The sequence below is a fragment of the Leifsonia sp. NPDC014704 genome, from assembly GCF_043083605.1.
GTDB lineage: Bacteria > Actinomycetota > Actinomycetes > Actinomycetales > Microbacteriaceae > Leifsonia.
In genome coordinates this window covers 1,163,553-1,188,588 of record NZ_JBIBYW010000001.1, presented here as the reverse complement: position 1 = coordinate 1,188,588, position 25,036 = coordinate 1,163,553, and the positions used below count along the sequence as shown (strand labels likewise).

Here is a 25,036-nt window from a genome sequence, read left to right as displayed (position 1 = left end):
CGCATGGCCTCGCAGCCGCCCGAGCTCGACGGCTTCCACTTCATCCGTCTGCTCGGATCCGGTGGGTTCTCGGACGTCTTCCTCTACGAGCAGCAGCTGCCGAAGCGCAGCGTCGCCGTGAAGGTGCTGCTGACGGACGGCGTGGACGAGTCGGCGCGAGCCCGCTTCGTCGCCGAGGCGAACGTGATGGCGCGGCTCTCCGCGCACCCCTACATCGTCACGATCTTCCACGCGGGCGTGGCCGGAGACGACCGCCCCTTCCTCGTCATGGAGTACTGCTCCGGGCCGTCGCTTGCCGACCGCCTGAAGCGCGAGCGGATCGGCGTCGAGGACGCCCTGCGCACCGGCGTTCGGTTGTCGAGCGCGGTCGCGACCGCCCACGCGGCGGGCATCCTGCACCGCGACATCAAGCCCGCGAACGTGCTCACCAACGCGCTCGGCTGGCCGGCACTGACCGACTTCGGCATCGCCTCCGCGCTGGAGGAGCTGCCGGTGCACACGACGACGCTGTCCGAGCTGCGCAGCTCGCCGTCGGACACCGCGACCTCCGGCAGCCGCAGCGTCGGGCTCAGCGTTCCCTGGTCGCCGCCCGAGATGTTCTCGGACGACCCGGACCCGGATGTGCGCAGCGACATCTTCTCGCTCGCCGCGACCGTGCACACCCTCCTCGCCGGGCGGACGCCGTTCGAGGTCCCCGGACGCTCGAACGGCACCCTCGACCTGATGGGCCGCATCGAGCGCGGGATGATCACGCCGCTCGACCGGCCGGATGTGCCGGCGTCGCTGGCCTCCGTCCTGCGACGGGGCATGGCGACCCGCCGCGAGGACCGCTACCAGACCGCCGTCGACTTCGCCCGCGCCCTGCAGCGCGTCGAGCTGGAGCTGGGCCTCGCGCCGACCAGCATCGACGTGCCGAACCTCAGTGTGGGGGATGCGCACCCCGGCCCGTCGCCGGACGGCGGGGAGCAGGAGACCCGGGCGCGGTCGGTGGCCACGATCCGGGCGCAGCAGCCGGCGCCCGCGCCGACTGCGGTCGGCGCGCGGTCTGCCGAGCGACAGGCCGCCCCTGCCGTGCCCGCGGCGCCTGAGCCCGAGGCCACCCGCGTCCGCGGCGTCGTGCCCATCTCCGCACAGCCCCCCGCGCGCTCCGCCACGACCGACGACCACCCGTCGGCCGAGCCGGTGCAGGACCACACCATCCTCCGCTCGCGCCCGGCCGCCGAAGAGGGCGACGGGGCGGCGCGGGACGGCGCGGACGACGCATCCACCCAAGACGCACCGGCCCCTCCGCGCGACCCGCGACGCCGCCTCCTCACCTGGATCGGCGTCGGTGCCGCGGCCGTGGTCGTCCTGGCGGTCGCGGCGGCCATCGTGGCCAACCTCGTCGCCGCTCCTTCTCCATCCACCGGCCCGGGCGCCCAGCCGACCGACGGCGGCAGCATCGCCGTCACCGTCGTCCCGCCGCCGGTGCTGGTCTCCGCCGTCCGCGCCCCGGACGGCGCCAGCGCGACCTTCACGTGGAAGACGGCGGACGCCCAGAAGGACGACCAGTTCACCTGGCAGCAGGAGGGCACGACCAACGGCCCCTCCGTCACGGCCGAGCGGAAGGTCACCCTCACGAACCTCACGCCCGGCGTCCCGGTCTGCATCGACGTCGCGACGGTCCGCGCCGGCCGCACCTCCGAGCAGCTGAAAGCGTGCGCACCGTGACCGCCGCGAAGCCGCTCACGGTCGAGTTCTGCGGCGAGCTCTACAGCGTCGAGCCGGGCAGCGAGTTCGGCATCGGCCGCGAGGCCGAGCTCACCATCGACGACAACCCGTACCTGCACCGCCGCTTCCTCACCGTCGGGCACGACTACGGGATGTGGTGGCTGAGCAACGTGGGCACCCTGCTGACGGCAACGGTCACCGATGCGACCGGCACGATGCAGGCGTGGCTCGCGCCGGGCGCGAAGCTGCCGATCGTGTTCCAGACGATGCACGTCATGTTCAGCGCGGGCGCGACGACGTACGACTTCACCATCTCCAGTGACGAGGACTACTTCAACACCGCGGTCCAGGTGGATGCGGCGGGCGGCTCCACCACGGTCCTGCCGGTCACGCTCACCACCAGCCAGCGCCAGCTGATCGTCGCTCTCGCCGAGGGGGTGCTGACGCAGACCGTTCCCGGCCGCGGCACCATCCCGACCTCCGCCGAGGCCGCCGAGCGCCTGGGCTGGAGCATGACGACCTTCAACCGCAAGCTCGACAACGTCTGCGACAAGCTCGACAAGCTGGGCGTCGCCGGGCTGCGCGGCGGCCGTGGCAAGCTGGCGACGAACCGCCGCGCCCGGCTCGTCGAGTATGCGGTGACGACCCGTCTCGTCGGCGTCGAAGACCTCCCGCTGCTCGACCAGCACGACGACACCAATGCCGACGCCGCACTTGACCGGACGCCGTCCGGGGAGGACGGTGGCACGGACGACTGAGGCGCTTCCCGCGTGGCCCGGCGGGATCGAACCGGCCTGCATGGGGAGTGCTCCCCATACCGGACGCGTCGGGGGGTCGTGTTAGCGTAGACGCGGTTTCCGGCCCGAGGGATTGCAGAGTCTTGGTTTCAGTGAGTGCGTGGTTCCGGCAGCGGAAGACCGCCGCCGTGATCACCGCACTCGCGGTCGTCGCGGGGGTCCCGCTGACGATCGCCGTCCTTCACAAGGGCTTCCCCGTCAACGCGGTCGAGCTCGACACCCGCGACGTCTGGGTCACCAACGGCGAGAAGCTGCTCGGCGGCCGGCTCAATCACCAGATCGACGAGCTGGATGCCGCGGTCACGGGCGCGAGCGCCGATCTGGACGTGCTGCAGGACGGATCCGCGTACTTCCTCACCGACCTCCCGCACGGAACCGTGGACAGGATCGACCCGGCCTTCGTCTCGCTCGGGGGACGCATCCAGGTTCCGGAGGACTCGCAGGTCGGCTACGGCGGGACGACGCTCTCCGTGCTGGCGCCGAACGGCAACCTCTGGGTGCTGGATGCGTCGGGCCGTCTCGACTTCGACAAGACCAAGACGAAGCCGGTCGTGAAGGCAGGAGCCGGCGCGAAGCTCGCCGTCGCGAAGTCGGGCACGACGTTCGTGGTCGCGCCGAAGGGCAAGCGGCTGATCACGGTTGACGGGCCCGGCGCGAAGCCGGAGACCCGCGACTTCGCGGTGCCCGGCGCGTTCCAGGTGAGCGCCGTGGGCGACCAGGCGGTCGTGCTCGACACGCAGCGCAACCGGATGATCACCGGTGGCGGCACGACGGTCGACCTTCCCGCCAAGGGACTCCGGCTCCAGCAGCCCGGGCCCGACGACCGTGCCGCCGTCGTCGCCACGGCGAACAGCCTCCTCAGCGTCCCGCTCGGCGGCGGGACCGTCACCGCGAGCCCGGCCGGCGCGACCTCGAAGGGCGGCGCCGATGCGGTGTCCGCCCCCGTGCGTCTCGGCGCCTGCTCGTACGGCGCGTGGTCCGGCTCCGGCCGCTACCTCTACGCGTGCGACGGCAAGAAGCCGGTCGGCATCGACATCGACCAGCCGGTCGCGGGCGACGACCTCGAGTTCCGGGTCAACCACGGCGTCATCGCGCTGAACAATCTGCGCGACGGCAACGCGTGGGTCGTCTCCTCCAACATGCGGCTCGTGCAGAACTGGGCGCAGCTCAAGCCGAACGACACCACCGTGCAGGGCGAGACCGGCGAGGAGAAGCCGGTCGTGCAGTCCTTCGCCGACACTCTTGCGCAGCGGACCGATCAGAACCGGCCACCCATCGCCGTGAACGACACGTACGGCGTGCGCCCGGGCCGATCCACAGTGCTTCACGTGCTTACGAACGACACGGATCCGGACGGCGACGTCCTGACGATCTCGGACGTGACGGCGATCCCGGTGGATCAGGGCGTGCTGCAGCTCGTCGAGGGCGGCCGCGCCATCCAGTTCACGCCGAAGGACGGCCTGAGCGGCACGATCTCGTTCCGCTACTCGGTCGACGACGGCCGCGGAGGAACGTCGTCCGCTCAGGTGGATGCGACGCTCAAGCAGCCCGCCGTGAACGAGGCTCCCGCATCCACCCGGTCGAGCACCGCCCAGACCGAGGTCGGCCAGTCGGTCACCTACAACGTGCTGAACGACTGGACGGACCCGGACGGTGACGACCTCAGCCTGGTCGCCGCGTCCGCGACCACCGAGGACGACGTGCGGTTCAAGCCCAACGGCGACGTCACCTTCACCAGCAAGACCGGTCAGGCGGGCTCCAAGGAGGTGCGCGTCACCATCTCCGACGGCCGCGCCTCGGCCACGGGCAGCCTGATCGTGACGGTGAAGCCCGCGGGAACGCTCGACCCGGTCGCCGTGACGGACTTCGCCGACGGGTTCACCGGGCGACCGGTGGTGCTGCATCCCCTCGACAACGACCAGTCGCCGTCGGGTGAGCCGCTGTCGCTGGTCGGCGCGGGCCTTGACGGCGGGAGCGGCGCCCAGGTCACGGCCGACAGCTCGCGGGGCACGATCACCGTCCGCAGCAACGCGCCGGGGGAGTACTACCTCGTCTACACGCTCGGGGCGGGGCCCAAGACGACGACGGGGCTCGCGCGCGTCGACATCGCGCCACAGGGTGCGAGCGAGGCTCCGCCGATCGCCGTGACCGACAAGGCCTACGTCCGGCCCGGAGAGCCCACCTCTGTCGCCGTCCTCGAGAACGACGTCTCGCCGTCCGGCCGCGTGCTCGCCGTGCGGTCCGTGTCCGTCGGCAAGGGCGCCGAGGACCTCAACGTGGAAGTGCTCGACAACGCGGTGGTGAAGGTCACGGCTCCGACCGTGCTCACCCAGCAGGTGCAGCTCTCCTATGTCGTCTCGGACGGGATCAACGAGGCGACCGCCGGCATCACCGTCGTCCCCGTCCCTCCGCTCGTGCAGCACCAGCCGCCGGTCGCCGTCGACGATCAGGTGCCGGTCCGAGCGGGCGATGTCGCGACGGTGGCCGTGATGGAGAACGACTACTCGCCCGACAACGCCCCCTTCACCCTCGACACGCAGCTGCGCGACGCAAGCGGTGCCGGCCAAGGCGCGACCGCCTTCGTCAGCGGCGAGTCCGTCCGCTACCAGGCGCCGACGACGCCCGGCCAGTACACCGTGGTCTACGGGATCACCGACAAGTACGGCCAGAAGGCGCAGGCCACCGTGACCTTCGTCGTCGGCGCCCCGGAGAAGGGCTCCGACCGTGCGCCTCAGCCGCAGCCGCTCACCGTGCGTGCCTTCGCCGGCTCGTCCGTGCCGGTGGAGGTTCCGCTCGACGGCATCGACCCGGACGGCGACTCGGTCTCGCTCTCGGGACTCGCGACGCAGCCGACGCTCGGCCGGATCTCCGACTCCACCAGCCGCTCCTTCACCTACGAGGCGTACCCCGACTCGGCCGGGACCGACACGTTCACGTACCAGGTGAAAGACACGTACGGGAAGACGGCGACAGGCACGGTGTCGATCGCCGTCATCCCGCGCCCGAGCCAGGTGCGGCCTCCGATCGCGGTCAACGATCCGGTTCAGGTGAAGCCGGGCCGGACCATCGCGGTGCCCGTACTCGACAACGACTCCGACCCGAACGGGTACGCGATCGCGCTGCAGAAGAAGCTGCTGCAGGTGGACGAGGGTCTCAAGGCGTCCGTGCACGGCAAGATCGTTCTCGTCACGGCTCCGAAGGACGAAGGCTCGTTCGTCGTGCGCTATCAGATCACCAACGGGCAGGGCGGCGTCGCCAGCGCGTTCATCCAGGTCACGGTGACCCCGAACGCCAAGGATGTGCCGCCGACCGCCGTGGACCATGTCCTGGAGCCCGACGAGGTGGCGAACAAGCAGAGCGTCAAGGTGAACGCGCTCCAGGGCGCGACGAACCCGTCCGGACTCGTGGACGACCTGAAGGTCGAGGTCACCGGGCCGAACGCCTCCGCCGCAGACGTCGGCCAGGACGGCGCCATCACCGTGAAGCCCGGCGAGCAGCGGATCGCGATCGCCTACACGCTGACCGACACCGTCACCGGTCTGAAGGGGACCGCGTTCATCGTGGTCCCGCCGAAGGGCGACGCCACGGCCCCGCCGCGCATCAAGGACGGCCTGCCGCAGCAGATCGTGCAGGCCGACGGGTCGAAGAGCTGGAAGCTGTCCGACATCCTCACCGTCCCGTCCGGCCGCGACTACAAGCTCACTGGCGCTTCCGGCGTCAGCGCCACCAACAGCTGGGGTGGATCGTCGTACGGCGACGAGCAGACGCTGACCTTCACGGCGGCGAAGGGATACCGGGGACCGGCGGCGATCACCTTCAAGGTGAACGACGGACGGGAGGCCGGCCAGAGTTCGGACCGCATCACCACGCTGGTCCTTCCGATCACGGTCGGGGAGCCGGACCAGTCCGATGTCGCGCCGACGTTCACCTCGCCCAGCGAGAAGATCGAGCCGGGGGAGGCGCCGCTGTCGGTCGACCTGCGGGCGTCCAGCTTCCACCCGAACCCCGAGATCCTCAACAAGCTGACGTACTCGGGCGGCACGTCGTCCAACCCGAAGATCCAGTCGGCCTTGAGCGGGTCGACGCTGACCCTGTCGGCGCCGCTGGGGGTGCAGGCGGGGGAGACGGCGACGATTGCGGTGACGATCAGCTCGGGGACGCACACGATCTCCGGCACGGTGAACGTGCAGGTGGTGAGTTCGAGCAGGCCGGTCGCCACGCAGAAGAACCCGCCACAGACGGCCGAGGTCAAGCGCGGGGACACCGCGACGGTCACAGGCGCGTCGAGCGACGCCCAGTGGGTCAACCCGTTCCCGGGGCAGCCGCTCACGATCACCGACGCGACAGCGCAGAGCGCTCCGGCCGGCGTGACGGTGACCCACACCGGGTCGTCGATCAGCGTCAGCGCGTCCTCCGGGGCGGCGATCGGCGCCGTGAACGTGGTCTACCACGTCGAGGATGCGACGAAGGACCCGAAGCGCACCGCGTCGGCCATCGGGCAGCTGCGTGTGACCGTCCACGACGTGCCGTCGAAGCCCAGTGCTCCGTCCAATCCGCGCGCGAGCGACGGGAAGGTGACCGTCTCGATCAAGGCGCCGGCGGACAACGGGAAGCCGATCACGCAGTACGAGGTGACGGACGGTGTGGGGCACACGGCGACCACGACGTCCGTCGGCGACGTGACGATCGGCGGGCTCACGAACGGCAAGTCGTACTCGTTCACTGTCCGGGCGCAGAACGCGGACGGATGGAGTGACGAGTCGGCCGGAAGCACGCCGGTCACCCCCTACGGCAATCCGACGAAGGTGGGCGGACTCTCGATCACCAGCAGCGGGAACGCCCCGAGCGACCTGACGATGAGCTGGAACGCCCTCTCCAATCCGAACGGCACGGGCGGTGGGCAGGCGACGTACCACTACCGTCTCAACGGCGGGTCGTGGCAGACGACGACCAGCACGAGTGCCAAGGCGAACAACAAGGGCGCCGGCACGTACTCGTTCGAGATATACGCGTCGAACCCGGGAAACAAGGAGGGGCCGCACGCGACCTCGGGCAGCGTCGAGGTCAAGGATCCGCCGCCGCCGGCTCCGTCGATCGACCTGAAGAAGGGCGACCTCAAGCCTGGATTCGTCCACAGCTACACGTACGACGTGACTCTCCACAACTTCCCGGCCAACCGGACCTTCAGCATGCAGGTGCACTGCAATGGAGGGACGTTGTCGACGCGGTCGATCTCGACCGACGGGAGCGGCTACGGCCACTACCACGGCAACGCCGGAAGCGACATCGAGCCGTGGTGCGGCTATCCGGGAGCGTACGTGGTCGTGAACGGTGAGCAGAGCAGTGTTCAGGACTGGTCCAAGTAAGGAGATGCAGCAGTGGCAGTGACACAGGAGCAGGCGGACTGGTTCGCCGGGGCGTTCACGCAGTTGGTGGCGAACGTCGACAAGGCGATCCTCGGCAAGGAGCACAGCATCCGCCTGGTGATCACGGCCATGCTCTCCGGCGGCCACGTGCTGCTCGAAGACGTGCCGGGTACCGGCAAGACGGTACTCGCCAAGGCGCTCGCCAACACGGTCGAGGGCACGCAACTGCGTATTCAGTTCACCCCCGACCTTCTGCCGTCCGATGTCACCGGCGTGACGATCTACGACCAGTCAAGCGGTCGGTTCGAGTTCCACCCCGGACCGATCTTCGCGTCGGTGGTGCTCGCGGACGAGATCAACCGGGCGAGCCCGAAGACGCAGTCCGCGCTACTGGAGGTGATGGAAGAGGGCGTCGTGACGGTGGATGGCGTCGGCCACCCGGTCGGCGCGCCGTTCATCGTGATCGCGACGCAGAACCCGGTGGAGCAGGCCGGAACGTACTCTCTGCCCGAGGCGCAGCTCGACCGCTTCCTGATCAAGACCTCGCTCGGCTACCCGGATCACGCGACGACCGTCGACCTGCTGCTCGACTCGTCGAACCGCTCCCGCGCGTCGGCCGTGCGGCCGATCATCGCGTCGGACTCGGTCACGACGCTCGCCCAGCTCGCGTCGGAGGTGCACACCGACGCCAGCGTCATGGGGTACCTGAGCGAGATCGTCACCGCGACCCGCGACGACAAGGATGCGGCGCTCGGCGTCAGCATCCGCGGCGCCTTGGCGCTGGCACGTGCGGCGAAGACGTGGGCGATCTCCGCAGGTCGCACCTTCGTGACACCGGACGACATCCGCGATCTCGCCCAGCCGGTGCTCGCTCACCGCGTCATCGTCGACCCGGAGTCGGAGTTCGCGGGAGTGACAGCGGCCGACATCGTCGAGCGGGCCGTCGCTTCGGCCACCCCGCCCGCCTATCGGGCAGCCTGAGCCGCCTCGCCCTCCTCTCTCCGTCCCGATCGACCCAACAGGATTTCGTAACCATGACCACCGACAGCCCCGCTCGCGGACGGCGTCGTCGCACACCCGGCGCCGATCAGGCGCGCATCGCGGCGGAACTCGTCGGCGGAGCGCTCGCGCGTGCGGCCGGCGCGGTGACCTCGCGGGTCGCGCCCCTCGGGCGTGCGGTCGGTCGCCGCATCGCGCCGGTCGTCGGCGTTGTCAGCACCCTCGGCTGGATCGTGCTCGCCAGCGCAGCGGCGTCGATCGTCCTGGCGGTGTGGCTCGGATGGGCGGAATTCGTCTATATCGCGGCCACGCTGCTCGCTGCGTTCGTGATCGCGGCCGCCTTCGTCTTCGGCCGCTCGACGTACCGGGTCGGAATCGAGCTGAACCCGCGCCGCGTGGTCGCCGGCGGCCGGGCTCTCGGACGGCTGACCGTCGCCAACAGCGGATCGCGGCCGGTTCTGCCGACACGCATGGAACTGCCCGTCGGCGAGGGACAGGCCGACTTCACCATCCCACGGCTCGCCCCCGGGGCCGAGACCGAAGAGCTGTTCGCCGTCCCGACCGAGCGGCGGGCACTCATCCTGGCCGGCCCCGCGCTGTCCGTGCGCGGTGACCAGTTGGGACTGCTGCGCCGTACGAACCAGTGGACCGAGCAGATCGAGCTGTTCGTCCACCCGAAGACGGTGCGGCTCGCCGCAACGGCCCGCGGCCTCGTCCGTGACCTCGAGGGGCAGACCACCAAGGTCATCACCGACAGCGACCTCGCGTTCCACGCCCTGCGCACCTACGAGCCGGGCGACGACATTCGCAACGTGCACTGGCGGACGTCCGCACGGACGGGTCAGCTGATGGTCCGGCAGTACCAGGAGACCCGTCGCTCGCAGCTGCTGCTGGCGTTCGACGCCGAGCGCCCGCACTTCGCCTCGGACGACGAGTTCGAGCTCGGCGTCTCGGTCCTCGCCTCAGTCGGGTGCCAGGTGATCCGCGAGGAGACCGAGATCCGCGCCCTGTGGCAGGGCGGACCGATGCGCGTCGAGACGCCGACCGCCCTGCTCGACGACTCCTGCCGCATCCAGTCGGTGGATGGGGCGCACCCCACCCTGCGCGAGTTCCTGCGCCAGGCCACCCTGCGCCTGCCCGCTCCGAGCCTCGCTGTCACCGTTGTCGGCTCGCAGGTCGACGCGGCCGAGCTTCGCGGCGCTTCCGCGCTGTGGTCGACCGACACGGAGACCATCGTGATCCGGGTCGACGAGGCCGCGGAGCCGCGCCTGACCCGGCTCGGGCGCTCGATGCTGATCACCGTCTCCGCCCTGCCCGAGTTGCCGTCCCTGCTGAAGCGAGCCGGTCGATGAGCGCGGCGACGGGCACCGGCTCGGGCCGTCGGCGGGACGCGCGACCCGCCTCCGCGACGACCCCGCTGTTCGACACGCTGCCACGGACGACATGGATCGACGTCGCCGTCCTCACCGGCCTCAGCCTGCTCGCGGTCGCCGGATTCGAGCCGGCGTTCGGGCACTACGCCTTCGCTCAGGCCGCGATCGGCGGCATCGTGGTCGGCGGGGGAGTCGCGCTGCTGGGCCGGCTACTGCGACTGTCGTGGCCGCTGACGACCGTCATCGCGCTGGCCGCCTACTTCCTGTTCGGCACGCCGCTCGCGCTTCCCGGCCAGGCGCTGTACGGGGTCCTGCCGTCGCTCGACAGTCTTTCCGGGCTGGTCATCGGCGCTGTGTTCGGCTGGTCCGACGCGGTGACCCTGCAGGCTCCGCTCGAGGCGCCTCCGTACGTCGCGGTGGTGCCCTACGTCGCCGGGTGGCTGGTCTCCCTGGTGTCCGTCACCCTCGCCGTCCGCTGGCTGCCGCGCGTGCGGCGTCCGTCCTCGGGTCGCGCAGCCGTACTGCTCGCCGGGCCGGCGCTGCTCCTGCTCGCGGCCATCCTGCTCGGTACGCGGGATGCGTTCTTCGCCGGGATACGCGGCGTCCTGTTCGCAGGGGTGGCTCTCGTGTGGCTCGCCTGGCGTCGCGCGCGCTTCGCGCGCGACCGTGTGGAGACCGACTCCGGGGTCCGGCGCAGCCGATTGCTCGGGGGCGCCGCGGTCGTGCTCGGTGCGGTGCTCGTCGGAGCGCTGGCGGGGTCGGTGCTCGCGCCGCCGGCCGCCTCGCGATTCGTCGTGCGCGACGAGATCACGCCGCCATTCGATCCGCTCGACTATCCGAGCCCTCTGGCCGGGTTCCGGAAGTACACGAAAGAACTGCAGAAGACGAAGCTCTTCACCGTCACCGGGCTCAAACAAGGCCAGGTGATCCGGCTCGCCACCATGGACAGCTACGACGGCGTCGTCTGGTCCGTCGCGTCCCCGGGGAGCGACAGCGACGCGTCCGGCGCGTTCGAGCTGCTCGGCAGCACCATCCCGCGGCCACCGCTGTTCACGCCCGGTGCGTCGTCGACCGCCGCCATCGACGTCCTCGGCTACTCGGACGTGTGGCTGCCGACGCTCGGCTACACGAACACGCTCACGTTCGACGCGCACACCGGCCAGGACCCGACATCGACGGTGCGCGTCAACACCGCGACGGGAACGGCGGCTGTCACGAGCGGTGTGCGCAACGGCCTCGCCTATACGGTCGGGGCGACCGCGCAGAAGATCCCGAACGACCGGGCGCTCGCCAAGGTCCCGCCGGCCAAGCTGACACTCCCGTCGGTCACCAACGTCCCCGACGTGGTGTCGGCGAAGGCCGAGGAGTACGCCGGATCCGCCGACACGGCCATCCAGAAGCTGCGCAACATCGAGCGGTCGCTCAAGTCGCTCGGCTACCTCAGCCACGGGCGGGCGTCCGACCCGGTTCCCTCGCGCGCCGGTCAGGGCGCCGACCGCATGACCGACCTGCTGTCCAAGTCGCCGATGGTCGGCGACCAGGAGCAGTACCCGAGCGCGTTCGCGCTCATGGCCCGACGGCTCGGCTACCCGACCCGCGTGGTCATGGGCTTCGCGCCGAAGGTCTCGGGCAGCACCACCACGGTCACCGGCGATGACGTGACCGCCTGGGACGAGGTCGCCTTCGAGGGCGTCGGATGGGTGCCGTTCTTCCCGACGCCGACCAAGACGGATGCGCCGAAGAACCAGACCACGAAGCCGAAGCTCGAGCCGCAGCCGCAGGTCCGGCAGCCGCCGCCCGCCGATCCGCGCGCCGAAGATCTCCTGACGCCCGTCAAAACGAAGGACAACGACCCGAAAGACAAGGCGTCGGCGTTCCGTCTGCCGGTCTGGGCATGGGTGCTGCTCGGGGTCATCGGCATCCCGCTGCTGGCGTACTTCATCCCGCTGCTGATCATCGCCGCACTCAAACGCCGGCGACGGCGCAAGCGCGAGAGCGCCGGGCCGCCCGACCGGCGCGCGGCCGGCGCCTGGGACGAGCTGACCGACGGATACGCCGAGCTGGGGCTCGCCGTCCCGGAGCGTGCTACGCGGCTCCAGGCGGCCGCCGCGCTCGAGGAGCAATCCGCCGCACAGGATCTCCCGGTTCCGGACGGCGGCCTCCGCGACCTGGCCCGGCACGTCGACGCCGCCGTGTTCGACGGCAGCGTCGTCGACGAGGAGCGCGTCCAGCATGCGTGGACGACAGCCGACGACGCCCTCACCCGTGCCACGAAGGCGGCCGGCCCGCTACGCGCCCGGCTCGCGGCCTTCCGCTACCGACGCGCCCGCCGCGCGTGAGGCGGGCGCGCGCCGCAGACCCCTCGACCGGTCGTCCCGTTTCCGTATAGTGGGCGGCATGGACGACCGCGGGTTCATCGTTCCGCCACCTGGCCTCATCCCGTCACGTCCATCCCAGCCGACGCACACACCGGCGCCCTCGGCCGAACGGATCGAGGCGGTCGCTCCCGGCCGGGCCCTTCCGGCCTTCAGCCCGCCGCCCGGACCGAACGGCCCCGCCGCTCCTGTCCGGCCCGTCTGGCGTCTCCTCCTGCCCGGCGGCCGGGTCGTGCCGCTGACCCGAGCCGTGCTCCTGGGCCGCAATCCGTCTCGAGGCGCGCACGCCGGCGATGCCGAGCCGATCGCGCTCGACGACCCGACCTCGACGGTGTCGAAGACCCACGCGCTCCTCGTCGTCGACGGCGACACGCTGACCGTCACCGACCTCTATTCGACCAACGGCGTCGTCGTCGACGGAACCCGCGCCGAGCCGGGAGAACCCGCCGCCGTGCCCGACGGCGCGGAGCTGCTTCTCGGCGACCTGAGCATCCGCGCAGAGCGCTCCTGACAGAGGCCCGCCCGCGATCGGGTGATACCCTGTCACTCGTGTACGCGGGTCTTCTCCTCCTTAGCCGCCGCGGCGAGTCCTAGTCTCAGGCCACTCTCGCCGCGGAGTCCGTCGACGGCTGATCCGTTCACACGCTAAGGAGTTCGTAAGAGCATGAGCAACCCCACCGGGCCACTGACACTGGCCGAGAAGGTCTGGAACGACCACCTGGTCGCCAAGGGCGAGGACGGCTCGCCCGACCTCATCTACATCGACCTGCACCTGGTCCACGAGGTCACCAGCCCGCAGGCCTTCGACGGCCTGCGCATGGCCGGCCGTCCGGTCCGCCGCCCCGACCTCACCATCGCGACAGAAGACCACAACACTCCGACGATCGGCATCGACAAGCCCATCGCCGACCTGACCAGCCGCACCCAGATCGAGACGCTGCGCCGCAACGCCGAGGAGTTCGGCATCCGTCTCCACTCGCTGGGCGACGTCGAGCAGGGCATCGTGCACGTCGTCGGCCCGCAGCTCGGCCTCACCATGCCGGGCATCACCGTCGTCTGCGGCGACTCGCACACCTCCACCCACGGCGCGTTCGGCGCCATGGCGTTCGGCATCGGAACGAGCGAGGTCGAGCACGTGCTCGCCACCCAGACGCTCCCGCTCAAGCCGTTCAAGACCATGGCCATCACCGTCGAGGGCGAGTTGCGCCCCGGGGTGACCGCGAAGGACATCATCCTCGCCGTCATCGCCAAGATCGGCACCGGCGGAGGCCAGGGTTACGTGCTCGAGTACCGCGGCAGCGCCATCCGCTCGCTCTCCATGGAGGGCCGGATGACCATCTGCAACATGTCCATCGAGGCGGGTGCGCGCGCCGGGATGGTCGCCCCCGACGAGACCACGTTCGCCTACCTGAAGGGGCGTCCGCACGCTCCAGAGGGCACCGACTGGGACGAGGCCGTCGCCTATTGGAAGACCCTGCAGACCGATGACGACGCGGTCTTCGACGCCGAGGTCTACCTCGACGCCGACGAGATCGAGCCGTTCGTCACCTGGGGGACCAACCCCGGCCAGGGCGTCTCGCTCAGCCAGCCTGTCCCGGACCCGGCCGCGATCGCCGACCCCAACGCGCGGGCCGCCGCCGAGCGCGCCCTGGAGTACATGGACCTCCAGCCGGGCACCCCGATGAAGAGCATCCCCGTGGATGCGGTCTTCATGGGCTCCTGCACGAACAGCCGGATCGAGGACCTCCGCGCCTTCGCCTCCATCATCAAGGGCAGGAAGAAGGCGGACGGCGTCCGCGTCATGGTCGTCCCCGGCTCGGCGCGCGTCCGCATCGAAGCCGAGGCCGAGGGGATCGACAAGATCGTCGAGGAGTTCGGCGGCGAGTGGCGTTTCGCCGGCTGCTCCATGTGCCTCGGCATGAACCCGGACCAGCTGGCGCCGGGGGAGCGCTGCGCCTCCACCTCCAACCGCAACTTCGAGGGCCGGCAGGGCAAGGGCGGCCGCACGCACCTGGTCTCGCCGCTCGTCGCGGCGGCCACGGCGATCCGCGGAACGCTCTCGAGCCCCTGGGACCTGGAGGCCGAAGGCGGCGACACGCCGCGCGATGGCGGCGCCGGCACGCGAATCGGAGAGAAGGTGGGCGCCTGATGGAGAAGTTCGAGACCGTCACCGGAACCGCCGTCCCGTTCCGGCGCTCCGACGTCGACACCGACCAGATCATCCCTGCGGTGTTCCTCAAGCGTGTCACCAAGACCGGCTTCGAGGACGCCCTGTTCTACGCCTGGCGCCAGGACCCGGACTTCATCCTCAACCGACCGGAGTACCAGGGCGCGACGGTGCTCGTCGCGGGCCCCGATTTCGGCACGGGTTCGTCACGCGAACATGCCGTCTGGGCGCTCCGCGACTTCGGTTTCCGCGTTGTCCTGAGCCCTCGGTTCGCCGACATCTTCCGCGGGAACGCGGGCAAGCAGGGCCTGTTGACCGGCATCATCTCCGAAGAGGACGCCGAGCGGCTGTGGGAGGCGATCGAAGCCCAGCCGGGAATACCGGCGACGGTGGATCTGGTTGCCAAGACTGCGACCGTCGGTGAGGTCCAGGTGTCTTTCGACATCGACGACTACACTCGCTGGCGTTTGCTCGAAGGGCTGGACGACATCGCCCTCACCCTGCGCGACGAGGCGCGAATCTCCGAATACGAATCGGGCCGCGCGAGCTGGCGGCCCACGACCCTCCCGGTGAAACTTTGACATCTCTTCTTCAGGACGCACAGGCAGCAGGAGCACGCGTGGGCCTCAAGGGCGATCGCATCACGATCAACGGCGGACGCCCCCTCGAGGGCCGCATCGAGGTGCGCGGCGCCAAGAACTTCGTCACGAAGGCCATGGTCGCGGCGATCCTCGGCGAGAGCCCGAGCGTGCTCCGCAACGTGCCGGACATCTCCGATGTCCGCGTGGTGCGCGGCCTGCTCGAGGTCCACGGCGTCAAGGTGACCGACGGCGCCGAGGAGGGCGAGCTGCTGCTCGACCCGAGCGCGGTCGAGTCGGCGCACATGGCCGACATCGACGCGCACGCCGGCTCCAGCCGCATCCCGATCCTGTTCTGCGGCCCGCTGCTGCACCGCCTGGGCGAGGCGTTCATCCCCGACCTCGGCGGCTGCCGCATCGGCGACCGGCCGATCGACTATCACCTCGAGGTGCTGCGCAAGTTCGGCGCTGTCGTCGACAAGCTGCCCAGCGGCATCCGCATGACGGCCCCCAACGGCCTGCACGGCGCCAAGCTGGAGCTCCCGTACCCGAGCGTCGGCGCGACGGAGCAGGTGCTCCTGACCGCGGTGCGGGCCGACGGCATCACCGAGCTCAAGGGCGCGGCCATCGAGCCGGAGATCATGGATCTCATCAACGTGCTCCAGAAGATGGGCGCCGTGATCTCGGTCGACACCGACCGCGTGATCCGCATCGAGGGCGTCGACTCGCTCTCCGGTTACACCCACACCTCGCTGTTCGACCGCAACGAGGCCGCGAGCTGGGCTGCGGCCGCGCTCGCGACCGGCGGCGACGTCTTCGTCGGCGGTGCGCGCCAGCCCGAGATGCTCACCTTCCTCAACGTCTTCCGCAAGGTCGGCGGCGCCTTCGAGATCCACGACGACGGCATCCGCTTCTACCACCCGGGCGGCGAGCTCAAGCCGGTCGTCATCGAGACGGACGTGCACCCCGGCTTCATGACGGACTGGCAGCAGCCGCTCGTCGTGGCGCTCACCAAGGCGTCCGGCGTGTCGATCGTCCACGAGACGGTGTACGAGCAGCGTTTCGGCTTCGTCGACGCGCTCATCGACATGGGCGCGAAGATCCAGGTCCACAAGGAGTGCCTCGGCGGCCACCCATGCCGCTTCGGTCAGCGCAACTTCAACCACTCGGCGGTCATCATGGGCCCGGTGGAGCTGAAGGGCGCGGACATCGAGGTTCCGGACCTCCGCGGCGGCTTCAGCCACCTGATCGCGGCCCTGACCGCCGAGGGGCGCTCGACCGTGAGCAACGTCGGAATCATCAGCCGCGGCTACGAGAACTTCATCACGAAGCTGCAGCTGCTCGGGGCCGACTTCGTCCTCGAAGGCTGAACCGGCTCATCCGGCTGGTCCATTCCGTGCGGCATGCTCGGTGCGGGATGCCGGGTCACCGATAATGGGACGGTGCCAGAAACCGCTATGCCCGTGAAGAAGCAGCGCTCGGAGAAGAGCAGACCGTCGGTGTTCTGGGTGCTCGCCGGCCTTGTGGTGCCGATCGGGAGCATGCTCGCGCGGTTCCGGATCGTGGACGGCGACAAGCTGCCGCGGACGGGCGCGTTCATCCTGACCCCCAACCACTACAGCGAGATCGACCCGGTCATGGTCGGCATGGTCGCCTGGAAGCTGGGGCGGCTGCCCCGCTTCCTGGCGAAGGAGAGCCTCTTCCGCGTTCCCGTGGTCGGCTGGTTCCTGCGGCGGTCGGGCCAGGTCCCCGTCTCGCGCGGAGGTAGCGCCCGCGGCTCGGCGCCGCTCGAGGCGGCGCAGAAGATCGCCGACGAGGGACGGATCGTGGTCATCTATCCCGAGGGCTCGCTCAGCCGCGACCCGGACATGTGGCCGATGCGCGGCAAGACCGGGGCTGCCCGGATGGCCCTCGAGCACGACCTCCCGGTGATCCCGCTCGCGCACTGGGGCACCCAGCAGGTGATGGCGCGCTACGCGAAGAAGATCAGCTGGTTCCCGCGCAAGACCATCGACGTCAAGGTGGGCGACCCGGTCGACCTGTCGGCCTTCCGCGGCCGGCCCCTCGATAACGCCACCCTCACCGAGGCGACAGCGGTCATCATGGATGCGATCACCGCTCTGCTCGAAGACCTGCGCGGCGAGAAGGCCCCGGCCGAGCGCTGGGATCCGTCGCAGCACAACCAGAAGGAGACCGGCCGCTTCGATGGCTAAAGCAGTGAAGGCTCCCATCGCGCGTCCCCGCCGCATCGCCGTGCTCGGCGCCGGCAGCTGGGGCACCACGTTCGCGAAGATCCTCGCCGACGGCGGGTCCGACGTCGTGCTCTGGGCGCGTCGGCCGGAGCTCGCCCGCGAGATCAACGAGGTGAAGCGCAACAGCGACTACCTCGAAGGCATCAACCTCCCGCGGAACCTCCGTGCCACCAGCCGCCTCGGCGAGGCGATGAGCGGTGCGGAGCAGGTGTTCGTCTCCATCCCCAGCCAGACGCTCCGGTCGAACCTCGAGGCGATGATCCCGTACCTGGGTCCGGAGACCGTCGTCGTCAGCCTGATGAAGGGCGTCGAGAAGGGCACCGGGCTGCGGATGAGCGAGGTCATCGCCCAGGGCCTCCCGATCGACGTGGAGCGCATCGCGGTGGCGTCCGGCCCGAACCTGGCGCTGGAGATCGCGCGCGAGCAGCCCACGGCGGCCGTCGTGTCGTCGGCCAGCCTGGAGACGGCGCAGGCCGTGGCCATCGCGGCGACCAACCGCTACTTCCGGAGCTTCGTCAACACCGATGTCATCGGCACCGAGTTCGGTGGCGTGCTGAAGAACCTGATCGCCGTCGCGATCGGCATCGTGGACGGCGTCGGCTACGGCGAGAACACGAAGGCGTCGATCATCACGCGCGGCCTGGTCGAGATGACGGACTTCGCCGTTGCCTACGGCGCCCAGGCCGAGACCCTGTCCGGACTCGCCGGCCTCGGCGACCTGATCGCCACGTGCGAGTCGTCGCTGAGCCGCAACAACACGGCGGGCCGGCTGCTCGGCCAGGGCTACGGCTTCCACGACGTCGTGAAGCAGATGAACCAGACGGCGGAGGGTCTCGCCTCCGTCGCGCCGATCCTGCACCTCGCCGAGGCGCGCGGGGTGGAGATGCCGATCGTCCGTCAGGTGAGCCAGGTGCTCGCCGGTACGCTCGATCCGAAAGACATCGCACCGCATCTGACGACGGATTCGGACGAGCCGCAGGGCGAAAGGACAACGGATGACGGACAAGGTCGCGGTCGCGCTTCTCTTTGGGGGTCGCTCAAGCGAGCATTCGATCAGCTGCGCGACGGCGGCGGGCGTCCTTGAGGCGATCGACCGCGACACGTACGACGTCATCCCGATCGGGATCACGCACGACGGCGCCTTCACGCTGCAGCCGGACGACGCATCGCTCTTCGCGCTGAACGCCGAGAAGCTGCCCGAGGTCGAGGACAACGGCTCGCGCATCCTGTGGCCGGACAGCGTCGCAACGCGCGAGCTGACGGTCATCGACCGCGCGGGCGGCCGCTCGTCTCTCGGTGACGTCGACATCGTGTTCCCGATCCTCCACGGCCCGTGGGGAGAGGACGGCACCCTGCAGGGCATGCTCGAGCTCGTCGGCCTTCCGTACGTCGGCAGCGGTGTGCTCGCCAGCGCTCTGGGGATGGACAAGCACTTCACCAAGACCGTGCTGCAGCAGGCCGGCATCCCCGTGGCGCCCTGGGTGACCGTCAGCGCCTACGAGTGGAGCACCGACGCCGAGTCCGTGCGCGAGGCCGCGCGCGGGCTGGGGCTCCCCGCGTTCGTCAAGCCCGCCCGGGCCGGTTCGAGCGTCGGTGTGACGAAGGTGAAGGACTGGTCCGAACTCGACGCCGCGATGGAGATCGCACTGGCCGAGGACGACCGCGTGCTCATCGAGTCGATGGTCACCGGCCGCGAGGTCGAGATCGCCGTCCTCGGCGGCCGGCCCGGCGAGCCTGCGCGAGCATCGGTCGCCGGTGAGATCGTCGTCAGCGGACGCGACTTCTACGACTTCGCAGCGAAGTACCTGGACGCACCGGGCATCGACCTGGTCTGCCCGGCCGACCTCACGGACGCGCAGCTGGCCGAGATGCGCGAACTCGCCATCCGGGGCTTCGACGCCATCGGCGGGGAGGGGCTCGCGCGCGTCGACTTCTTCCTGACCTCCGACGGCTTCGTCATCAACGAAATCAACACCATGCCGGGCTTCACCCCGATCTCGATGTTCCCGCGATGCTGGCAGGAGTCCGGTGTGAGTTATCCCGCGCTGATCGACGAGCTCATCCAGGTCGCCCTCGCGCGCGCCGCCTGAGCGCGAGGTCGCGAACCCGGGCAGCTCAGGGACTCGGCGTCGCGGTCGGGTCGGTGTCGAGCGTGGACAGGCACTTCTGCGTCTGCTTGACGGTGGAGACGGCGCTGGCGAACTCGGGCAGCACCGACGAGTCGGAGACTCCCGAAACGTGGTCGATGATGACCTCCGTCGCCGGCACGCGGCCGAAGGTCTGGTAGACGATCGTCTTCGCGGCCGGGTCCGTCATGAGCACCCAGTCGACACCGTTGACGTTGACGCACGGCTTCGTCGTCGCCCCGATCGGCGGAACGCCGCAGCGCAGGATGACGGCAGCCGGATCGCCCCAGGCGCCGGTCGCCTGCGCATCCGTCTCGCGCTTCGCCTTATCGGCGACCGAGTCGGGCAGGCGCACACTGATCTCGGCGCAACCAGGCGCGTTGCTGTTCGCGGCGGGGTCGAGGGAGACGGTGGGCGCACAGCCCGTGAGGAGCAGGGCGGCGCCTGCGAGCAGGACGGCCGGGAGGGCGCGGCGACGGGACTTCATCGGTTTCAGGCTACCGTTTCAGATCATGGGAATCTCTGGGAGCGACGCGGTCGGCATCACCATCGGGGAGGCGTCGGAGCGGGAGGCGCTCAAGCGCATCTTCCCGCGGCTCCCGGAGTCGAGCGCCACCCTCGTGGGACCGGGTGATGACGCCGCAGTGCTCGCCGCTCCCGACGGGCGCTTCGTGGTGACGACGGACATGATGGTCCACGGCCCGGACTTCCGGCTCGCGTGGTCGGGCCCTGTGGACCTCGGCTGGAAGGCCGCGGCGACGAACCTGTCGGACGTGGCGGCGATGGGCGCCGTCCCGACCGCCTTGGTCGTCGCCATTGCCGCGCCGCCGGAGACTCCGGTGGCGTGGCTGGAGGGCGTCGCCGACGGCTTCCGGCTGGCCTGCTCGGCCCTGGCGCCCGGGTGCGGCGTCGTCGGGGGTGACCTATCGGTCTCGGCGACGCTGACGATCGCAGTGACCGCGTTCGGCGACCTCGGCGGACGTCGCCCAGTGCTCCGCAGCGGCGCCCGTTCCGGGGACGTCGTGGCCGTCTCCGGCGCACTGGGTCAGGCGGCCGCCGGGCTGCGCGTGCTGTTCACGGAGGCGGTGGATGCTGCGGGAGAGCCGGATGCCGCGCGTCTCGCCGCCGTCGTGGCCGCGCATCCCGACACCGTCTCGGCGCAGCTGCGGCCACGTCCGCCGATCGTGGACGGCCCGCTCGCGGCCGACGCCGGTGCGACGGCGATGCTCGACCTGAGCGACGGGCTCGCCCTCGACGCGCGCCGCGTGGCCGACGCCAGCGGGGTCGCGATCGACCTCGACCCCACCACTCTGGGCCCGGACCTCCGCACGGCCCTCACCGGGGGAGAGGACCACGGCCTCCTCGCGACCTTCCCGCCCGGCACCTCCCTCCCCGGCTCGTTCCGCCCGATCGGCACCGTCCGCGACGGCGCGGGCGTCCTCGTCGCAGGCACCCCCTTCGACGAGCGCGGCGGCTGGGACCCCTACCTCGAATGGGACGGCCGCCGCGGCTGACCCCCCTGTTTCCCACCCCCGCCCCCCACCGTCGAGTCCGCAAACTTTGCACACCATCCACCCCCCCCGAGCGCGCAAAGTTTGCGGACTCGACGGTGGGGGGAGCCGCGAGACGGGGTCACGGGCGAGCGGGGGTGATCCAGTGGATGGCGGTCTCGCCGTAGGACTTGCGGCGCACCAGCGCGAGACCGTCGGGGAGGGTGGGGTCCGGCGTGCGGGCGCTCCGCTCGACGCAGACCTCGGCCTCGTCGGCGAGGAGCGGTTCCAGCGCGGTGAGGACCGCGAACAGTTCGGCGTCCGACACCTCGTAGGGCGGGTCGATGAACACGACGTCGAAGGGCCCGCGAGCGCCCCCGAGGTAGGCCTGCACGGACGCTGCCCGCACCTCGATGTCCGGCACCGACTGGCGCGCAGCCCGCGCCGCTGACACGACCGCCGCCGCGTTGCGCTTGCAGACTTGCGCCGCGGCTGCCCCCCTCTCGACCAGCACCACCGAGACGGCGCCGCGGCTGGCGGCCTCGAGCCCCAGCGCACCGGAGCCCGCGTACAGGTCGAGGACGCGTGCTCCGCGCAGTGCGTCGCGCGCATCCAGAGCCGAGAAGATCGCCTCGCGCACCCGGTCGCTGGTGGGGCGCGTACCGCTCTTCGGCACCTGGAGGCTGAGCGAGCCGGCGAATCCGGAGACGATGCGGGTCATGGCCCTCCGAGCCTAGCGTCGGCACGGCGAGTGCCGCCAAGATATGGGGATGGAGGAACGCCTGGAGCAGGCAGAGCTCGACGCCCTGTGGCTCCCCGGTGACCCGATCGCCTCCGCAGAACGGCTGGCCGCCGCTGCCGCCGAACCGGACCGGTCGGAGGTCGTCCGGGCCGAGCTGCAGACCCAGCGCGCCCGTGCGCTCGGGCTGCAGGGACGGATCGAGGAGGCGGAGGCCCTGCTGGAGTCGCTGGAGCCGGCCGCGGGCGTGCTGGAGGTGCGCGTGCTGCTCGAGCGCGGCAGGCTCCGGTCGGCCGCCGGTCGCCCGAGCGAGGCCGTTCCCGTGCTGGAGGCCGCCCTGCGTGCCGCGCGCCGGGACGGCGACGTGTCGCTCGCCGTCGAGTCCGCTCTCGTACTCGCCGACGCGGACCGGCCCCGGGCACTGCAGTGGATCGAGGAGGGTCTCTCCGACCTCGCCGCGACCGGCGACCCCCGCACCCTCCGCTGGGGCGTCGTGCTCCACGACCTGCGCGGCTGGGCGCTGCTGCGGGACGGGGATGCGGCCGCGGCTCTCGTCTCGTTCGAGGATGCGGTGGAGTACGCCGAGGCGTACGGCACCCTCGACCAGCAGTTCGCCGCGCAGTGGGCGTACGGTCGCTGCCTCCGCGAGCTGGGCCGCACGAGCGCGGCGCGCGAGATCCAGCGTCGCCTCGCCTCGGAGCGTCCCGGCGAACCGGCCGTCGCGTCGGAGCTGGCGGAACTGGACGCGCAGGATGCCCCGGCCGGCCAGCCCCACGACACACCCCCCGACGACGGAATGCCGGAGGGGAAGCATACGATCGAGTCATGACCTCCGTCCCCGCCCCGGCCGACTCCGGGTCCGCCGACGCGGGCACCGTCGGCCTCGACACCCGGCTGACCGGCGTCCTCGGCGGCCGCACGGCCTCGGCGTTCGAGAAGGCCTTCGGGATGCGCACGGTCGCCGATCTGCTCAGTCACTTCCCTCGGCGCTACGCGAAGCGCGGCGAGCTGACGGCGCTCGCGAACCTGCCGCTGGACGAGAACGTGACGATCATCGCCGAGGTGCTGCGCGTGCAGGAGCGCCCGATGCGTGCGAGGCGCGGCAGCATCCTCGAGGTGAAGATCTCGGACGGAGAGGGCATCCTGACCCTCACCTTCTTCAACCAGGCGTGGCGTTCCCGCGAGCTCCTGCCGGGCGTGCGCGGGATCTTCGCCGGCAAGGTGTCGGCGTACCGCGGCGCCTTGCAGCTAGCGCATCCCGACTATGAACTGTTCGAGCCGGATGCGGAGAATGCGGTGATCCCGGGCAGCACGGCCGCGAAGGAGTGGGCGCAGACGCCCATCCCGATCTACCCCGCGACGGGGACGGTGGCGAGCTGGCAGGTGCAGAAGGCCGTCGCTCTGGCGCTTGATGCCCTCGGGCCGGTGCCCGACCCCGTGCCGGATGCGATCGTCGCCGAGCGCGGCCTGGTGCCGTACCGCGATGCGCTCGAAGGCATCCACCGGCCGCAGAAGGACGCGCAGTGGCAGCGCGCCCGCGACACGCTGCGGTTCCAGGAGGCGTTCGTTCTCCAGGCCGCGCTGCTGCAGCAGCGTGCAGCGTCTCGGGAGGCCGCCGCGACACCGCGCGTGCCCGTTCCCGGCGGGCTCCTCGAACGGTTCGACGCGGCGCTGCCCTTCTCTCTCACGGGCGACCAGGATGTGGTGGGCGGCGAGATCGCACGCGACCTGGCCGGCACGGCGGCGATGCACCGGCTGGTGCAGGGCGAGGTCGGCTCCGGCAAGACGCTCGTCGCCCTCCGCGCCATGCTCGCCGTCGCCGACTCCGGCGGCCAGTCGGCGCTGCTCGCTCCGACCGAGGTGCTCGCCGCGCAGCACCTGAGGTCGATCGCCGCGATGCTCGGCCCGGACCTCTCGGCGCAGCTCATGCCGACCCTCCTCACCGGCCAGCTCTCCACCGCCGAGCGGAAGCGCGCGCTCCTGCGGACGGTGTCCGGGCAGGCGCGCATCGTCGTGGGAACGCACGCGCTCCTCGGCGACGCGGTCACCTTCTTCGACCTGGGGCTGGTCGTCGTCGACGAGCAGCACCGCTTCGGCGTCGAGCAGCGGGAGGCGCTGCGGGCGAAGGGCGGCACCCCGCCGCACGTGCTGGTCCTCACCGCCACGCCCATCCCGCGCACGGTCGCGATGACCGTCTTCGGCGACCTGGACGTGTCGACGATCGCGCAGCTCCCCGCCGGCCGGCAGGGCATCGAGAGCTTCGTGGTGCCGCTGGCCGATCGTCCCGGATGGGAGCGCCGGATCTGGGAGCGCGCATCGGAGGAGATCGCGAAGGGCCGCCAGGTGTTCGTCGTCTGCCCGGCGATCTCGGGCAAGGACGCCGAGGACGATGGCGAGGAGCCGGAGCCGGAGGAGCCGGAGGGCGACGGCGCGCCGCCCCGGCCGATCGCGAACGTGGAGGCCGTCGCCGCGCAGGTGCGCGCTGATCCGCTCTTCGCCGGCTCGCGGATCGGGGTGCTGCACGGCCGCCTTCCGTCTGATGAGAAGGACGAGGTCATGCGCGCGTTCGCGGGCGGCGACATCGACCTGCTGATCGCCACGACGGTCATCGAAGTCGGGGTCAACGTGCCGAACGCCTCGGCCATGGTCGTGATGGATGCGGACCGCTTCGGCGTCTCGCAACTCCACCAGCTGCGCGGGCGCGTCGGCCGCGGCGACATCCCGGGCCTCTGCCTGCTGGTCACCTCGGCCGAGCAGGGGAGCCTGGCCCGCGAGCGGGTGGAGGCCGTCGCCGCGACGCTCGACGGCTTCGAGCTGGCCAACATCGACCTGGAGCTGCGCCGCGAGGGCGATGTGCTCGGCAGCCGTCAGTCGGGCGGACGCTCGTCGCTCCGGCTGCTGCGGGTCGCGACGGACGGCGAGCTGATCTCGGAGGCGAGGGTCGCCGCCGAGGAGACGCTCGAAGCGGATCCGTCGCTCGTCGCGCATCCCGCTCTCGCCGCGGCGCTGGCCCGGCGGCTCGACGAGAGCGAGCGCGCGTTCCTCGGCAAATCCTGAGTCGCAC

General features: G+C 70.8%; 18 protein-coding genes. 16 read left to right on the top strand and 2 right to left on the bottom strand.

Going from position 1 to position 25,036, the window contains the following annotated elements:
• The first annotated feature begins 3 nt into the window (after positions 1 to 3).
• From ACF1AJ_RS05775 to ACF1AJ_RS05715, 13 genes are all read left to right on the top strand, one after another.
• Complete coding sequence (locus ACF1AJ_RS05775) at positions 4 to 1,710, top strand: serine/threonine-protein kinase (protein ID WP_391506492.1); 1,707 nt, start codon at positions 4 to 6, stop codon at positions 1,708 to 1,710.
• Positions 1,698 to 2,468 carry a hypothetical protein gene (locus tag ACF1AJ_RS05770; RefSeq protein WP_391506491.1) on the top strand — a complete coding sequence of 257 codons (771 nt, stop codon included), beginning with the start codon at positions 1,698 to 1,700 and terminating at the stop codon, positions 2,466 to 2,468. Before ACF1AJ_RS05775 ends, ACF1AJ_RS05770 begins: the two co-directional genes overlap by 13 nt.
• A 131-nt stretch (positions 2,469 to 2,599) precedes the next feature.
• On the top strand, positions 2,600 to 7,873 hold the full coding sequence (locus ACF1AJ_RS05765) for an Ig-like domain-containing protein (protein ID WP_391506489.1): 5,274 nt from the start codon (positions 2,600 to 2,602) through the stop codon (positions 7,871 to 7,873).
• An 18-nt stretch (positions 7,874 to 7,891) separates the two neighbouring features.
• Positions 7,892 to 8,854, top strand: a complete 963-nt coding sequence (locus tag ACF1AJ_RS05760) for an AAA family ATPase (RefSeq protein WP_391507445.1) — start codon at positions 7,892 to 7,894, stop codon at positions 8,852 to 8,854.
• Between the two features lie 53 nt (positions 8,855 to 8,907).
• Entirely contained in the window at positions 8,908 to 10,224 is a 1,317-nt protein-coding gene (locus ACF1AJ_RS05755) for a DUF58 domain-containing protein (protein WP_391506488.1), read from the top strand.
• Positions 10,221 to 12,584 (top strand): transglutaminase family protein, encoded by a 2,364-nt coding sequence (locus tag ACF1AJ_RS05750; protein WP_391506487.1) that lies wholly within the window; start codon positions 10,221 to 10,223, stop codon positions 12,582 to 12,584. The genes ACF1AJ_RS05755 and ACF1AJ_RS05750 overlap by 4 nt, the downstream gene beginning before the upstream one ends.
• A 58-nt stretch (positions 12,585 to 12,642) precedes the next feature.
• Entirely contained in the window at positions 12,643 to 13,131 is a 489-nt protein-coding gene (locus ACF1AJ_RS05745; protein ID WP_391506486.1) for an FHA domain-containing protein, read from the top strand.
• A 153-nt stretch (positions 13,132 to 13,284) separates the two neighbouring features.
• Positions 13,285 to 14,769, top strand: coding sequence for a 3-isopropylmalate dehydratase large subunit (gene leuC, locus ACF1AJ_RS05740; RefSeq protein WP_391506485.1), 1,485 nt, complete (start codon positions 13,285 to 13,287; stop codon positions 14,767 to 14,769).
• Positions 14,769 to 15,368: a 3-isopropylmalate dehydratase small subunit gene (leuD, locus tag ACF1AJ_RS05735; protein ID WP_391506484.1), complete on the top strand. Its 600-nt coding sequence runs from the start codon at positions 14,769 to 14,771 to the stop codon at positions 15,366 to 15,368. The genes leuC and leuD overlap by 1 nt, the downstream gene beginning before the upstream one ends.
• On the top strand, positions 15,365 to 16,735 hold the full coding sequence (gene murA / locus ACF1AJ_RS05730; RefSeq protein WP_391506483.1) for a UDP-N-acetylglucosamine 1-carboxyvinyltransferase: 1,371 nt from the start codon (positions 15,365 to 15,367) through the stop codon (positions 16,733 to 16,735). The genes leuD and murA overlap by 4 nt, the downstream gene beginning before the upstream one ends.
• Before the next feature lie 87 nt (positions 16,736 to 16,822).
• Positions 16,823 to 17,578, top strand: a complete 756-nt coding sequence (locus ACF1AJ_RS05725) for a lysophospholipid acyltransferase family protein (RefSeq protein WP_391507444.1) — start codon at positions 16,823 to 16,825, stop codon at positions 17,576 to 17,578.
• Complete coding sequence (locus tag ACF1AJ_RS05720; protein WP_391506482.1) at positions 17,571 to 18,701, top strand: NAD(P)H-dependent glycerol-3-phosphate dehydrogenase; 1,131 nt, start codon at positions 17,571 to 17,573, stop codon at positions 18,699 to 18,701. Before ACF1AJ_RS05725 ends, ACF1AJ_RS05720 begins: the two co-directional genes overlap by 8 nt.
• A complete protein-coding gene (locus tag ACF1AJ_RS05715; RefSeq protein WP_391506481.1) occupies positions 18,613 to 19,707 on the top strand; it encodes a D-alanine--D-alanine ligase family protein in 1,095 nt (364 codons plus the stop codon). The genes ACF1AJ_RS05720 and ACF1AJ_RS05715 overlap by 89 nt, the downstream gene beginning before the upstream one ends.
• Before the next feature lie 25 nt (positions 19,708 to 19,732).
• Here ACF1AJ_RS05715 and ACF1AJ_RS05710 read toward each other — a convergent pair whose 3' ends face one another.
• Positions 19,733 to 20,230: a DUF3515 family protein gene (locus ACF1AJ_RS05710; protein ID WP_391506480.1), complete on the bottom strand. Its 498-nt coding sequence runs from the start codon at positions 20,228 to 20,230 to the stop codon at positions 19,733 to 19,735.
• A 25-nt stretch (positions 20,231 to 20,255) separates the two neighbouring features.
• On the opposite strand from ACF1AJ_RS05710, the gene thiL reads away from it, so the two are divergent.
• Positions 20,256 to 21,257 (top strand): thiamine-phosphate kinase, encoded by a 1,002-nt coding sequence (thiL, locus tag ACF1AJ_RS05705; protein WP_391506479.1) that lies wholly within the window; start codon positions 20,256 to 20,258, stop codon positions 21,255 to 21,257.
• A 118-nt stretch (positions 21,258 to 21,375) separates the two neighbouring features.
• Here the strand turns inward: thiL and rsmD are convergent, their stop codons facing one another.
• Positions 21,376 to 21,954 (bottom strand): 16S rRNA (guanine(966)-N(2))-methyltransferase RsmD, encoded by a 579-nt coding sequence (gene rsmD, locus ACF1AJ_RS05700; protein WP_391506478.1) that lies wholly within the window; start codon positions 21,952 to 21,954, stop codon positions 21,376 to 21,378.
• Positions 21,955 to 22,003: 49 nt separating this feature from the next.
• Here rsmD and ACF1AJ_RS05695 point away from each other — a divergent pair, with 49 nt between their 5' ends.
• Both ACF1AJ_RS05695 and ACF1AJ_RS05690 read left to right on the top strand, forming a co-directional pair.
• Complete coding sequence (locus ACF1AJ_RS05695) at positions 22,004 to 22,801, top strand: tol-pal system YbgF family protein (protein WP_391506477.1); 798 nt, start codon at positions 22,004 to 22,006, stop codon at positions 22,799 to 22,801.
• The gene (locus ACF1AJ_RS05690; protein WP_391506476.1) at positions 22,798 to 25,029 is read left to right on the top strand and encodes an ATP-dependent DNA helicase RecG; all 2,232 of its coding nucleotides are present in this window, start codon (positions 22,798 to 22,800) and stop codon (positions 25,027 to 25,029) included. Before ACF1AJ_RS05695 ends, ACF1AJ_RS05690 begins: the two co-directional genes overlap by 4 nt.
• The last annotated feature ends 7 nt before the right edge of the window (positions 25,030 to 25,036 follow it).

Bases quoted from the DNA above. Each gene is read 5' to 3' on its own strand.
- ACF1AJ_RS05775 (WP_391506492.1), top strand. From the start codon at position 4: ATGGCCTCGCAGCCGCCCGAGCTCGACGGCTTCCACTTCATCCGTCTG.
- ACF1AJ_RS05755 (WP_391506488.1), top strand. From the start codon at position 8,908: ATGACCACCGACAGCCCCGCTCGCGGACGGCGTCGTCGCACACCCGGC.
- ACF1AJ_RS05750 (WP_391506487.1), top strand. From the start codon at position 10,221: ATGAGCGCGGCGACGGGCACCGGCTCGGGCCGTCGGCGGGACGCGCGA.
- ACF1AJ_RS05745 (WP_391506486.1), top strand. From the start codon at position 12,643: ATGGACGACCGCGGGTTCATCGTTCCGCCACCTGGCCTCATCCCGTCA.
- leuC (WP_391506485.1), top strand. From the start codon at position 13,285: ATGAGCAACCCCACCGGGCCACTGACACTGGCCGAGAAGGTCTGGAAC.
- leuD (WP_391506484.1), top strand. From the start codon at position 14,769: ATGGAGAAGTTCGAGACCGTCACCGGAACCGCCGTCCCGTTCCGGCGC.
- ACF1AJ_RS05725 (WP_391507444.1), top strand. From the start codon at position 16,823: ATGCCCGTGAAGAAGCAGCGCTCGGAGAAGAGCAGACCGTCGGTGTTC.
- ACF1AJ_RS05720 (WP_391506482.1), top strand. From the start codon at position 17,571: ATGGCTAAAGCAGTGAAGGCTCCCATCGCGCGTCCCCGCCGCATCGCC.
- ACF1AJ_RS05715 (WP_391506481.1), top strand. From the start codon at position 18,613: ATGACGGACAAGGTCGCGGTCGCGCTTCTCTTTGGGGGTCGCTCAAGC.
- ACF1AJ_RS05710 (WP_391506480.1), bottom strand. From the start codon at position 20,230: ATGAAGTCCCGTCGCCGCGCCCTCCCGGCCGTCCTGCTCGCAGGCGCC.
- thiL (WP_391506479.1), top strand. From the start codon at position 20,256: ATGGGAATCTCTGGGAGCGACGCGGTCGGCATCACCATCGGGGAGGCG.
- rsmD (WP_391506478.1), bottom strand. From the start codon at position 21,954: ATGACCCGCATCGTCTCCGGATTCGCCGGCTCGCTCAGCCTCCAGGTG.
- ACF1AJ_RS05695 (WP_391506477.1), top strand. From the start codon at position 22,004: ATGGAGGAACGCCTGGAGCAGGCAGAGCTCGACGCCCTGTGGCTCCCC.
- ACF1AJ_RS05690 (WP_391506476.1), top strand. From the start codon at position 22,798: ATGACCTCCGTCCCCGCCCCGGCCGACTCCGGGTCCGCCGACGCGGGC.